Annotated in this window: 9 protein-coding genes and 1 pseudogene; 8 read left to right on the top strand and 2 right to left on the bottom strand. The window is 34.0% G+C overall.

Annotated elements, in window-relative coordinates; translation table 11 throughout:
• Positions 1–254 precede the first annotated feature (254 nt).
• Positions 255–962 carry a class I SAM-dependent methyltransferase gene (locus OLM51_RS09810; protein WP_264554137.1) on the bottom strand — a complete coding sequence of 236 codons (708 nt, stop codon included), beginning with the start codon at positions 960–962 and terminating at the stop codon, positions 255–257.
• Positions 963–1263: 301 nt separating this feature from the next.
• On the opposite strand from OLM51_RS09810, the gene OLM51_RS09805 reads away from it, so the two are divergent.
• Together OLM51_RS09805 and OLM51_RS09800 are read left to right on the top strand one after the other, a co-directional pair.
• Positions 1264–2145, top strand: coding sequence for a LysR family transcriptional regulator (locus OLM51_RS09805; RefSeq protein ID WP_264554136.1), 882 nt, complete (start codon positions 1264–1266; stop codon positions 2143–2145).
• A 318-nt stretch (positions 2146–2463) separates the two neighbouring features.
• Positions 2464–3746, top strand: a pseudogene (locus OLM51_RS09800) (DUF2130 domain-containing protein).
• Between the two features lie 75 nt (positions 3747–3821).
• On the opposite strand, the gene OLM51_RS09795 reads toward OLM51_RS09800, so the two are convergent.
• A complete protein-coding gene (locus OLM51_RS09795; RefSeq protein ID WP_264554135.1) occupies positions 3822–4595 on the bottom strand; it encodes an META domain-containing protein in 774 nt (257 codons plus the stop codon).
• Positions 4596–4868: 273 nt separating this feature from the next.
• On the opposite strand from OLM51_RS09795, the gene nirB reads away from it, so the two are divergent.
• The 6 genes from nirB (at position 4869) to OLM51_RS09765 (ending at position 13275) form a co-directional block, all read left to right on the top strand.
• Positions 4869–7382, top strand: coding sequence for a nitrite reductase large subunit NirB (gene nirB / locus OLM51_RS09790; protein WP_264554134.1), 2514 nt, complete (start codon positions 4869–4871; stop codon positions 7380–7382).
• A 226-nt stretch (positions 7383–7608) separates the two neighbouring features.
• Entirely contained in the window at positions 7609–7986 is a 378-nt protein-coding gene (nirD, locus tag OLM51_RS09785) for a nitrite reductase small subunit NirD (RefSeq protein WP_264554133.1), read from the top strand.
• Between the two features lie 362 nt (positions 7987–8348).
• Positions 8349–8933, top strand: coding sequence for a DUF4202 domain-containing protein (locus OLM51_RS09780; RefSeq protein ID WP_264554132.1), 585 nt, complete (start codon positions 8349–8351; stop codon positions 8931–8933).
• A gap of 6 nt (positions 8934–8939) precedes the next feature.
• Positions 8940–10748, top strand: coding sequence for an ATP-binding protein (locus OLM51_RS09775; RefSeq protein WP_264554131.1), 1809 nt, complete (start codon positions 8940–8942; stop codon positions 10746–10748).
• Positions 10749–11039: 291 nt separating this feature from the next.
• Positions 11040–11699, top strand: coding sequence for a response regulator transcription factor (locus tag OLM51_RS09770; protein ID WP_264554130.1), 660 nt, complete (start codon positions 11040–11042; stop codon positions 11697–11699).
• A 97-nt stretch (positions 11700–11796) separates the two neighbouring features.
• Positions 11797–13275: an MFS transporter gene (locus OLM51_RS09765; RefSeq protein WP_264554129.1), complete on the top strand. Its 1479-nt coding sequence runs from the start codon at positions 11797–11799 to the stop codon at positions 13273–13275.
• Positions 13276–13278 lie beyond the last annotated feature (3 nt).

Genomic DNA, 13278 nt, shown 5'->3' with positions numbered 1-13278 from the left:
TAATGGTTTTTAGGTTAGTTGTTCTTGTTAGCACATATAAATTCTACTAAAAGCGTTGGTTTTACTTTCTCTTTTGTATACTTTATATGGAATACTTTTTTTTGATAAAACTATTTAACTAACCCGCAAGAAATTGATATTATATTATTGTAAAACAATTATATATTAACTACTTTTTTACTTAATATTAAATTTAAACATAAAAAAATAATCATTTTTCACTATTTTTTACTAAAAAACAATATAATTAAAAACTACTTAATTCCACCAAAAGCCCCAAAACACATGTTCTTATGTAAAATTTCAACCGTTCTAAAACCCACTTTCTTCATCAAATCCAATTGATAATTCATTGATCTTGGTGAATCTTCTTTTTCTATATAATCTAATACTTTCCTGCGATACTCTTCTCCTCCTATTCCTTCCAAATAATCTCCATAACGCTGCCAGGTATATTCATTCAACAATTCGGTATCCTGTGTGATTAAATCTGAAATCATCAAACAACCACCCGGTTTCAACAATTTAAACAATTTTGCAAAAGTTGTTTCCCAATCCTGATCATCGCGCAAATGATGCAAAACCGCGCCGGCCAGAATAATATCAAAACTATTTTCTTCTAAATCAACTTCTCTGATATCACCTTGTTTTATTCCGACTTTTCCATTTGTTACTGTCGAAACTCTTTCAAAAGCCCGATCCAACATTGGCAAACTCAAATCGACCAAAGTGCAGTTTAAATTTGGCAATTTAGACAACATCATTAAAGTGTAATTTCCTGCTCCGCAGCCTACATCCAAAACATGACTCGCATTCGGAACAATACGCTTTGAAGCTTCTGTAATTAATTCTAAAGAAATAGTAGCATCGATTGTTGCTACCTGTCCGGTTTCTAAATTTGAAAATCGTTCGACATCATTGTCAAATCGTTCTTTGATTTCTGCAATAGTTGATTTATTCATAGCTTTTGTTTTTTTATCTCTCGCAGATTAAACAAATTGAGCGAATCTTTTTGCTATTATATGATCGGGATATTATTATGATTAAGATGATTTATCTAAAATTAATAATCTGCTACATCTGCCCTATCTGCGAGAGGCTTATTTATTTTAAAAAGTTATAAGTTTTTGTTATGAGTTATTCGTTACAACTCTCTCAATTCTAACGCTTCACTTCTAACATTTAACTTAAAACCAAAACTACCTCTTTCATAAATACTTTAAAAATACTATTTTTATCAATTAATAATACTTTTAAAGTATCATGGAATTACGTCATTTAAAATATTTTTTGGCTGTAGCCGAAGAACTGAACTTTACCAAAGCCTCAGAAAAACTGCATATTTCTCAGCCACCATTAAGTCGTCAGATTATTGAATTGGAGGAAGAACTTCAGGCAAAGCTTTTTATCAGAAACAATAAAAAAGTTGAATTGACTGAAGCTGGAAAATATTTCGAAAAAGAAGTCCGAGAAATTTTTCAGAATATGGAACGCATTAATCTGAAAACAAAAAAGATAGCAGAAAATGTTTCAGGCGAATTCAGAATTGCTTACATCAGTTCGATTTATTCATCTGTTATTTCCGATTTAATAAAACATCTTAAATCGCAATTTCCATACGTCAATTTCAAACTTTTTGAGATTTCTACGACCAAGCAAATTACTGCTCTGGAACAAGGTAAAATTGAATTGGGAATAATTCGTTCTCCTGTAAAATCCCCAAAAATAAAGACACAATTATGGTTTCAGGATGGGTTTTCGGTTGTTTACAACAAGGCTTTAATACAAATTAATTCTGAAAAAGAAATTCCGAATCTAAAAGACGAAACTTTTGTATTCTTCAATAAAGATTATGCACCGCACTATCATGAAGTTTTATTAGAACTTTGTGCATTTTATGGCTTTATGCCAAAGATTATTCACGAAGCAAACAACATTAATTCAATTGTACAACTAGTCAAAAACGGATTGGGAATTTCGATTGTTCCTTCAAACATATCAAAAAACAATCACGACCCTGAAATTGGTTTTATTGAATTGAAAAAAGTTAATTTACGTACAGATGTTTCGATTATTACATCGAAAGAAGATGATTCTGAAATTACGCAATCTGCTGTTGAGTTTTTGTTGCCACAAAGGCGCTAAGATGCAAAGTTTTATTTATTAAATGCAAAAAAATAAACTTTCAAGCAGATTCAGCATATCTGAGCAGATTTATTCTTCAAAATCATCTGCAGAATCTGCTTAAATCTTATAAAATCTGCGTGAAATAAAAACTTTGCGACTCTGCTCCCGATAACTTTCGGGATTGCGAGATTAATTCAAAAAACAATTCGTGCTAATTAGTGCAATTCGTGACTATAAAAAAATCGTTACAATTTATTACAGAAATCCACATTATAAAAACAGAACTTTTAAATACCTTAGCAAATTCAAATTCTACAATAAAAATTTCAATATAAAATGGCTGAGCAATCTTCAATTCAGTGTCCAAACTGCGGAACTCCTATCGATGTAAATGATGTTTTAAAACATCAATTGGAGGATAGTATACGCAAAGAATTTCAACAAAAAGCTACCATTCAAAATAAAGAATTAGAACTTAAAAACGAACAATTTGAAAAAGCCAAAGCCGAGTTTGAAATAAAGAAAAAACAGGAAAATGAGCTTTTTATTGAACGCCTTGAGAAAGAGAAAAAAGTAGCCGAAAAAGAAATCTCTGAAAAACTAAAAGCTAAACTAGAAGAAGAAAACAAAGATCGTTTGCTTTTAATGGAAAAAGAGCTTTCTGAAAAGTCTGAAAAAATCAGAGAATTAAATAAAATGGAAGGTGAAATTGCAAAATTACAGCGTGAAAAACTGGAAATGAAAGAAGCAATCGAAGCCGAAGCCCAAAAGCAGCTTAATGCGACTTTAGTACTTGAAAGAGATAAAATCCGTAAACAGGAAGAAGAAAAAAACGAACTCAAAATAAAAGAATACCAAAAGCAATCTGACGATCAGAAAAAACTGATTGAAGAAATGAAACGCAAGCAGGAACAAGGTTCTATGCAGTTGCAAGGAGAAGTTATGGAATTGGCCATAGAAGAATGGCTTGCAAATAATTTCCCTCTAGACAGTATCGACGAAATTAAAAAAGGAGCAAATGGTGCCGATTGTCTTCAGATTGTAAATACACGTGAATTGCAAAACTGCGGTTCTATTTACTATGAAAGCAAAAGAACGAAAGCTTTTCAACCAACATGGATTGAAAAATTCAAAAATGATATTAGAACAAAAAGAGCTAATATTGGCGTTTTAGTTACCGAAGTTATGCCTTCCGGAATGGAGCGAATGGGAATGCGTGACGGAATCTGGATTTGTACTTACGAAGAATTTAAAGGCTTAAGCGCTGTTTTACGTCAATCTTTAATTCAGATAAGTCAGGCTGTTCTGGCACAGGAAAACAAAGGAGATAAAATGTCAATGTTATACGATTTCCTTACAAGCAACGAATTCCGTTTACAGATTGAAGGAATTGTAGAAGGTTTTACTCAAATGCAAAGCGACTTAGATTCAGAAAAAAGAGCAATGCAACGTATTTGGAAACAACGGAAAAACAAATTGAAAAGGTAGTTCACAATACATTGGGAATGTATGGTTCTATTCGTGGTATTGCCGGAAATGCGGTTCAGACTGTAAGGGCTCTGGAATTGGATTTTATTGAAGGAGATGATGATGAAGATCCTAAAGTATTGCCTGAGTAAAACTTAGATACTAAAAAAACTCTCGCTGATTAAGCAGAAAAAATGTGCTTAATCTGCGAGAAACAAAAAAGACAATCAATCCACCTTCTTAAAAACCAAAAGCTTCCCAGAAGGATTCAATAATGTTAATCTATTATTTTCAATAGTATAAGTTGTTGTGCTTTGCAAAGCTTTCAAAAACTCTGCTTCTTTATTTCCCGGTGCGCAAGCCATTAAAGTCGAAACAACTTTAGTAAAACGTAAAACCTCTTTCTCATAAAAAATTTGTCCGGTTATAGAATTGCAGCCAGCAAATCCCATAAATCTATTTTCTGCCGAATTAATCTCAATTCTTGGCAATTCCTTTTGATAGTCGGTTAGAAAAACTTTATATCCGTTCAATTCTTCCAAAACCCAAATATCGTGTAAACGATAATCGGCTATAAATTTTCCACATCCGTTTAGTTTTTTTGTCTCTAATTCTGAATTATTTCTAATTTCCACCTTCACACTATAGGGCGAAATCGCTCCCGACATCGAATCCTGACAATCTAATTGCTGAATGGTGATAGTTGCAGAAGTTGTTTCATTACTCACCCTATACATTCGCACATTCGCATCCATCGCTCTAATCGCATCAACAGCAGGAAAAATGATATTTTCTTTACCGGGTATTAAGGATGTAAAAACAATTTGCTCATTCCCTATTTTGATTCCCCAAAAAGGTTCGTTTCCTGTTGCTTTAAAGTAATATCTTAAATCTTCTTCTGTATAACTTATTGAAGTTGTTTCCGTAGATTTTCTGTCTACTGCTGTTTTACAACCTATCATTAAAAATGATAACAGCACTATTGAAAGTATTTTTTTCATAAGATTTGATTTCTATTTAAAAATGTGCTTCACTATAAAAAACACCCTAAAATTCTTATGAATTTACAATATTTTTTTGAAATGCCTATTTAGAATCTTTTCAAATTTAAAAAAATATAGAATATTCAATTCATTCTAAAGCCGTGCTAAGTAAAAGATTTTACAAAATACTTAGAAGTAAAAACTTTATTCCTAGATAAAAAATAAAAAAAATACGTATTAATATAAGTACAAATACTTATATTTGCGTAGTAATACTTAATTAAAGAAATCATGATTAAAGTAATAGTAGTTGGAAACGGCATGGTTGGTTATAAATTTTGCGAAAAGTTTGTTGCAAAATCAGGACAGGAAAAGTATCAGATAACTGTATTTGGTGAAGAGCCAAGACGCGCTTACGACCGAGTTCACTTAAGTGAGTACTTTGGAGGAAAAACAGCAGATGATTTATCATTATCAACTACTGAATGGTACACAGAAAACAATATTATTCTAAATACAGCTGAGCTAATTACAGATATAAATCGTGATGAAAAAACAATACATACACATTTAGGCAAAACACATACGTACGACTACTTAGTTTTGGCAACAGGCTCTTCGGCTTTTGTGCCACCAATTGAAGGTGTAGAAAAAGAAGGTGTCTTTGTATACAGAACCATCGAGGATCTGGACGCTATTATGGCCTACGCAAAAAAAATAAAACAAAAAGGAGCAACAGAAGCCGCGGTTTTAGGAGGCGGTTTATTGGGTCTTGAAGCAGCAAAAGCAGTTAGAGACTTAGGATTGAATCCGCATGTGGTAGAATTCGCACCACGTTTAATGCCTAGACAACTGGATCAGGGCGCGAGCGATATGCTTCAGTCAAAAATTGAAGAATTAAATATCGGAATTCATCTTAACAAAGCAACGCAATATATTGATGGAAAGGAAAACATAACAGGAATGATGTTTGCGAACGAAGAATTGTTAAAAGTAGACATGTTGGTTATATCTGCCGGAATTAAACCTCGTGACGAACTGGCAAGAGTTTCAGGACTTGAAGTCGGCGTAAGAGGCGGAATTGTGGTAAACAATCAAATGCAGACATCAGATCCTTCTATTTTTGCCATAGGCGAAGCGGCACTTTACAATCATAACATATATGGGCTTGTCGCTCCGGGTTACGAAATGGCCGACGTTGCTGCTGAGCAAATCTTAAATGGCTCTAAGACCATGAGAGAAACCATCGATATGTCGACACAATTGAAATTAATTGGTGTTGAAGTTGCGAGTTTTGGTGATCCTTTTATCGAAAACGAAAATGTAACGGCTATTATTTATGAAAATAAACTAAGTGGCATCTACAAAAGAATCAACGTAACCAAAGATTCTAAAACGCTTTTAGGCGGAATTTTAGTTGGAGACTCCAGCGATTACAATTCGCTTTTCCAGATTTACAGCAACGCAATGGCATTACCAAAAAATCCAGAAGATTTAATTTTGGGTTCTCGCGATGGTTCTGAAGGTTCTTCTTTAGGAAGCGTTATGGATTTGCCGGACACAGCCGTAATTTGTTCGTGCGAAAATGTGACCAAAGGCGCTATCTGCTGTAAAATTTTAGACGAAAGTTGTGCTTCATTATCAGATATCGTTAAAGCAACCAAAGCAACTTCTGGTTGTGGAGGTTGTAAACCAATGGTTTCAGATTTAGTAAAAGCCACTCAAAAATCTTTAGGAAAAGAAGTAAAAGAAGTTATCTGCGAACATTTCAATTATAATCGTCAGGAATTATTTGATTTAGTAAAAATCAATAAATACGAGAACTTTTATGATGTAATTGATCATCACGGAAAAGGCGATGGCTGTGAAGTTTGTAAACCTGTTGTAGCATCCATTTTCTCCAGTATTTACAACGATACAGCAAACAAACATGTTACAACTCAAGATACAAACGATAGATTTCTAGCCAACATTCAACGAAATGGAACTTATTCTGTAGTTCCAAGAGTTGCCGGAGGTGAGATTACAGCAGAGAAACTAATTGTAATTGGTGAAGTTGCCAAACAATTCGATTTATACACCAAAATTACTGGAGCGCAAAGAGTTGATTTATTTGGTGCGCATTTGAGTGACTTGCCTAAAATCTGGAAAATCTTAATCGATAACGGTTTTGAAAGCGGTCACGCTTACGGAAAATCCCTTCGTGCGGTAAAAAGCTGTGTTGGAAATGCCTGGTGCCGTTACGGAATGGACGACAGCGCCGGATTTGCCATCGAACTTGAAAACAGATACAAAGGAATTCGTTCTCCACATAAATTAAAAGGCGGAGTTTCGGCCTGCATTCGCGAATGCGCGGAAGCCCGAGGAAAAGATTTCGGTTTGATAGCGGTTGAAGGTGGCTGGAATTTATACATTGCCGGAAACGGTGGTGCAAACCCAAAACACGCCGTTTTATTAGCCGAAAAAATAGATAAAGAAACCGTAATAAAATACATGGACAGATTCTTAATGTATTACATCCGTACTGCTGGACCGCTGATTCGAACTTCAACCTGGTTAGAAAAACTGGATGGCGGCTTAGAATATTTGAAAGAAGTCATTATCGAAGACAGTTTAGGAATCTGCGAAACGCTTGAAGCTGAGATGCAAACTTTAGTAAATACTTTCGAATGCGAATGGAAACAAGTTCTGGAAAAACCAAGATTATTAAAACGTTTCAATCACTTTATAAACTCAGACGAAAAAGACGATAACGTCGTTTTTGTTCCGCTAAGAGATCAAAAAATGCCAAAAGCTTGGTCTTAAAAAAAATGCCACAAAGACACAAAGTCTCAAAGTCAAAATAAAAAAAACTTAAAGAAAAAAAACTTAGCGTCTTTGCGCCTTCGTGGCAAAACACCATAAAGCTCCAAAAAAAGAAAAAAAATCATTAAACGTTTGCTGTCCTTCTTACCCTCTTTTTTACTGCGCCATCATAACTCTCATGATTGTAAAAAGAGGGCTAAGAAACAGGAAACCAAAACTTATCAAAATGGAAGAAATCTTAAATCAATACGAAACGGTTCACGCAAACGATGCTACAATTTGGTTCAAAGCCGGTAAAGTAGAAGATTTTCCAACAAACAGAGGCGGATGCATCAAATACAAAAACAAACAAATCGCGATTTTCAATTTCGCTCGTCGTAACGAATGGTATGCATGTCAAAATGCCTGTCCACATAAAATGGAAATGGTGCTTTCAAGAGGAATGACGGGATCTGTAGATGATATCCCAAAAATTGCCTGCCCAATGCATAAAAAGACTTTTTCATTAATGGACGGCTCAAACCTAAATGGCGACGATTTCAAAATTGCAACCTATCCGATTAAAGTAGTTGAAAACGAAGTCTTTGTTGGATTTGCAGACTAATTTATAGGCCACAGATTACACAGATTAAAAGGATTAAAATTGTTTGCCACGACCCGAGCAATAGCGAACAGGCGAAGCAATTTCACAAATTACACTAATTTAATAAGTGAAATTCGTGACGAAAAAAAACTTAACACCAGATTAAATCCAAAAAATCCTTTAATCTGTGGCAAAAAAAACAAAACAATAATTCGTGCTAGTTCGTGAAATTCGTGGCGAAAAAAAATTCACATAAGATTAAATCCAAAAAATCCTCTAATCTGTGGCAAAAAACAAAAACAATAATTCGTGCTAATTCGTGAAATTCGTGGCGAAAAAAAACTTAATTCCGTATCTTTGAAATTCTATTATCAAACCAAAAAATGACTACACCTTTTCAAAAAGCAAGCGAGTGGATTGATGCTGAAAACGCACAAGATCCAAACATCGAAACGGACCAAAACAAAGAATATCCAAAAGAATTATTGTATTCAAACAGGATGTACGAAAAACTGATGCAGTTTGAACCCGAAGCATCAGAAGAAATTCAGATTGCGTCAAAAGCACAGCACATCTGCCGATGGAAAGTCGCTCGCGAATCATACCCAATGGATCGTGTGGGTTATTTAAAATGGAGAGAAGAATTGAAAAAATTCCACGCAAAAACTACTGCCGAAATTCTTAAAAAAGCTGGTTATGACCAGACTTTCATCGATCGCGTTTCCTTTTTAATAGAGAAAAAATTACTTAAAAAAGATCACGAAACACAATTATTAGAAGATGTAATTTGCCTAGTTTTCCTTGAATATTATTTAGAACCTTTCGTTCACAAACACGATGAAGAAAAACTAAAAAACATCATCAAAAAAACCTGGGATAAAATGTCCGATAAAGGACATCAGGAAGCCTTAAAAATTAATTATTCTGAAGAAAATTTAAACCTTATAAAAACTTCTTTAGGATTATAAATTCGTATGAAGAAAAGCAATCAGGAAGGAGATAAAATCACTTTCAAAAATTTACGACGACTGTATTTTTTTGCACTTCTTACTATTGCCATAACTATAATTATCAGTCAAATTTTAGTTCAATACAATCTGAATCAGCAGTTAAGCGATTCTAAGATTATTAATTTTTCTGGTAAGCAAAGAATGCTGAGTCAGAAAATTGTCAAAGAAGTACTCATTTTACATTACGTTTCTGATACCGCTTCTGCCGAACAAATATCGCATTTACAAGCTGTTTTATCACTTTGGAAAAAAAACCAAAACGCGCTAGAAAATGGCAGCGACAGTTTGGCTTTTCCAAAAGAAAAATCAGAAACACTCAACAAATTATATCTGGAAATCAATCCGATTTTCAATAAAATTGCACAAACAACAGATTCGTTTTTATTGGATTTAAAACTGAAAAAACAATCCTCAGAAAATCAAAAACTAGTAAATACAATTTTAGAAAACGAAGGTTCTTTCCTTTCAAAAATGAATCAGATTGTAACGCAATATGATCTTGAAGCGCACGAAAAAGTAACAGAACAACGTCGAATAGAATACTGGATTTTCGGTTTTACTTTACTTGTCCTGCTTTTAGAATTTTTCTTCATTTTCAAACCAACCAATAAAAAGATTGAGAAATTAATTGCTAAACTTTTATCGTCTGAAAAGAAAGCTTTAAAACTCGCTTACGACACCGAAATTATAAGCGAAATCAAAGAAAACTCCGTAAAAGAATTAAAATCGCTCAATTATGCAATGGAAAATACTTTATTGTATTGCCGAATTTCACCAGACGGTTCGATCATTCATATTGGAGAAAAATTTGCCAAACTTCTTAATTATACCAAATTTTCATCCAATAAAAAATTCTCCGAGGTTTTAACTGTTGATGAAAAAGAACAAACCAATTTTGACCGCATTATTTTCGAAAAACAAAGAAGTGGCTGGCAAGGCGAAGTCAAGATTTTAAACAAAGAAGATCAAACCATTTGGCTTGATTTATCAATGGTTCCCGTAATGATCAAAAAAGACGAACTCGAACTTCTGATTGTTTGTTTCAACATCACCGAACGAAAAAAAGCACAGCGTGAAGTCGAACGTTTGAATCTTGAAAACACGACCGAAAAAATCAATCAGCAAAAGATCATTTCAAGCAAAATTGTCGAAAATCAGGAAAACGAACAAAACCGAATTGCCAAAGAAATTCATGACGGAATTGGCCAAATGCTGACAGGTTTAAAATTCAGTTTAGAAAGTATCAATCTCGATGACAAAGAAAAATCAGCACAAAAAATTGAGTATTTAAAGAAACTTTCACTTGACATTATAAAAGGTGTCCGTACAGCAACTTTCAACTTAATGCCTCCGGAATTAAGCGATCACGGAATCGTTTCTTCACTTTCAAAACTGACTCAGGAACTTTCTAAACTTACCGGAAAAGAAATTCTTTTTTACAACAAAACCGATTTTGACCAGCGTTTAGATTCCCTGATCGAAATCAACATTTATCGTCTCACCCAGGAAGCCATCAACAACGCCATAAAATATGCCGAATCATCACATATTATTGTCCAGCTTTCACATAGTGATACCCTTTTAAGTATTATCGTTGATGACAATGGAAAAGGTTTCGATATAAATTCAGTTGATAAAAAACGAAACAGTGAATCCGGAATGGGACTTTTATTTATGAAAGAAAGAATCCAATATATAAACGGCCGCGTTTTCATGAACTCTATTCCCGGAGAAGGAACCAGAATTACCTTTAATATTCCTATTCTTAAATGAGATAATGTGGCAATTTGGTAAGGTGTCAATTAGAAAATTTGATAATTAGATAATTGCATAGCTTCTTAAAAAATTATCTAATTACCACATTTTCTAATTATCTAATTTATTTGGGCGAGCCAACATTAGAAATTTTAATATTGGAATTTATGCCAAGGATTTCTAATGATTTTTTAATACTGGAATTTGGAATTTCAAAAAATTGGAATTTTAAATCAAAAAAGTACGTATATTAGCATCTTCCTTTTAGATGAATATACGTAAAAATTCAGAATCAAAATTAAGTAAACTATGAGTAATATCATTCGTGTAGTGCTGGCAGATGACCATGTTTTTGTTAGAGACGGAATCAAATCTTTATTAGAAAACGAAGCAAACATCGAGGTTGCAGGCGAAGCTATTGATGGTGCCGATGCGCTTGAGGTTGTTGCAGCAACTAAACCTGATTTACTTATAGTAGATATTCGTATGCCAAACTTAACCGGTATAGAAGTAGTAGAAAAACTTAGAAACGAGAATAATAATGTAAAAATCATCATGCTTTCGATGCATGAGTCTGAAGAATATGTCTTGAAATCAATAAAAGCAGGGGCCGACGGTTATTTACTAAAAGGTTCAAGCAAAGAAGAATTCTTAAAAGCACTGCATGTTGTTTCTGGCGGAGGAAAATATTTTAGCGGAGATATCTCTTCTATTCTAATTGGCCAACTGACAAATTCATCAGCATCATTAGAACCTAAACAAAATTTAGGAGAAGAAATGATGATTACTAAAAGAGAAAAAGAAATCCTGACACTTTTATTATCCGGAAAAGGAAACAAAGAAATTGCCGAAGCCCTGGATATCAGTAAACGAACTGCCGAAGTGCATCGTTTTAACCTGATGAAAAAACTGAAAGTAAAAAACTTAATGGAACTTTCTAACAAAGCTGCTGAGTATTCATTAATCTAAAAATTACGTATAAATACGTATTTATTTTTCGAAAACTGCGTTTTAGCAGGTTTTAACTAAGTTATAGTACTTATTTTTACATAAAAATATAAGTGCTATGAAAAATACAAACTCATTATCGCAATCACACAAAATTTTATTTTTGAACACATTGGCTTTTACAGTGTGCTTTGCCTGCTGGACCTTAAACGGGGTCTTAGTAACTTTTTTAGTCGATAACGGAATTTTCCACTGGGATGTTATTCAGGTTGGATGGCTTCTTGGAATTCCAATTCTGACAGGATCTATAATGCGTCTGCCAATCGGAATTCTAACAGATAAATTTGGCGGAAAATATGTTTTTTCTCTTTTATTATTACTTAGTTCAATCCCCTTGTTTCTCCTCCCCTACGCCAACAGTTTTACCATGTTTGCTTTACTTAGTTTCTTCTTCGGAATGGTAGGTACCAGTTTTGCAGTCGGAATTGGTTACACTTCAATCTGGTATCCAAAAGAATGGCAGGGACGTGCTTTGGGAATTTTCGGAATGGGAAATGCCGGAGCTGCCATTACAACCTTTTTAGCTCCATCTTTATTAAATCATTTTTCAATTGATGATCCACAAAACGGATGGAAAATACTCCCTGTCCTTTATGCCGTTTCTTTAGTTATAATTGGAATAGCATTTTTAATTTTCGCACAAAACAAAAAATTAGAAAACAATACCAAAACTATTTCACAAATGCTTACACCTTTAAAATCAGAAAGAGTTTGGCGTTTTGGGGCTTACTATTTTTTAGTCTTCGGTTGTTTTGTAGCATATTCCCAATGGTTATTGCCAAACTTTATGAATGTTTACCAAACTAGTTTAGTTATGGGAGGCTTATTTGCAACGATGTTTAGCCTGCCTTCTGGTGTAATCAGAGCTTTTGGAGGATACTTGTCTGATAAATTCGGAGCCAGAAAAGTAATGTATTGGGTATTGAGTTCCTCAGTAGTCTTAAGTGCGTTATTAGCGATTCCGAAAATGGAAATTACGACTTCAGGCCCGGGAATATTGGCTGCCAAAAAAGGAGTCGTAAATCAAATCAGCGACAAAACCGTAAAAGTTGGAGATAAAGAATATCCAATTGCACAAAAGACAGTAAACTCAAACAAAAATACCATTTTCCCAACTACTTCAAGCTGGCAGAAGGTGGTTGTTGCTCACAATCAAAGTGTGGCGAAAAAAGAATTAATAGCAAAAGGCATAACAGTTATAAAATTTGATGCCAATATGTGGGTCTTTTTGCTTCTGGTGATTCTAATTGGGATTTCTTGGGGAATCGGAAAAGCAGCAGTTTACAAACATATCCCGGAATATTTCCCAACAGAAGTTGGTGTTGTAGGTGGAATGGTTGGAATGATTGGCGGTTTAGGTGGTTTCTTCGGCCCAATTATCTTCGGATATCTGTTGACTGCAACCGGAATCTGGTCAAGCTCATGGATTTTCATTCTCCTATTTTCAAGTATTTGTCTGGTTTGGATGCACTATACCATTCTAAAAATGGCTCCTAAAAAACAGCCTGAATTAGTTCTGGCATTAGACGCACAATAAATA

The sequence above is a fragment of the Flavobacterium sp. N2038 genome, assembly GCF_025947185.1.
In the GTDB taxonomy this organism is placed as follows: domain Bacteria; phylum Bacteroidota; class Bacteroidia; order Flavobacteriales; family Flavobacteriaceae; genus Flavobacterium.
Note: the sequence above shows the minus strand (reverse complement) of the source record. Positions and strands in the feature narration are given on the sequence as shown.

Coding starts and splice junctions, on each gene's coding strand:
- OLM51_RS09810 (WP_264554137.1), bottom strand. CDS start 962: ATGAATAAATCAACTATTGCAGAAATCAAAGAACGATTTGACAATGAT.
- OLM51_RS09805 (WP_264554136.1), top strand. CDS start 1,264: ATGGAATTACGTCATTTAAAATATTTTTTGGCTGTAGCCGAAGAACTG.
- OLM51_RS09795 (WP_264554135.1), bottom strand. CDS start 4,595: ATGAAAAAAATACTTTCAATAGTGCTGTTATCATTTTTAATGATAGGT.
- nirB (WP_264554134.1), top strand. CDS start 4,869: ATGATTAAAGTAATAGTAGTTGGAAACGGCATGGTTGGTTATAAATTT.
- nirD (WP_264554133.1), top strand. CDS start 7,609: ATGGAAGAAATCTTAAATCAATACGAAACGGTTCACGCAAACGATGCT.
- OLM51_RS09780 (WP_264554132.1), top strand. CDS start 8,349: ATGACTACACCTTTTCAAAAAGCAAGCGAGTGGATTGATGCTGAAAAC.
- OLM51_RS09775 (WP_264554131.1), top strand. CDS start 8,940: ATGAAGAAAAGCAATCAGGAAGGAGATAAAATCACTTTCAAAAATTTA.
- OLM51_RS09770 (WP_264554130.1), top strand. CDS start 11,040: ATGAGTAATATCATTCGTGTAGTGCTGGCAGATGACCATGTTTTTGTT.
- OLM51_RS09765 (WP_264554129.1), top strand. CDS start 11,797: ATGAAAAATACAAACTCATTATCGCAATCACACAAAATTTTATTTTTG.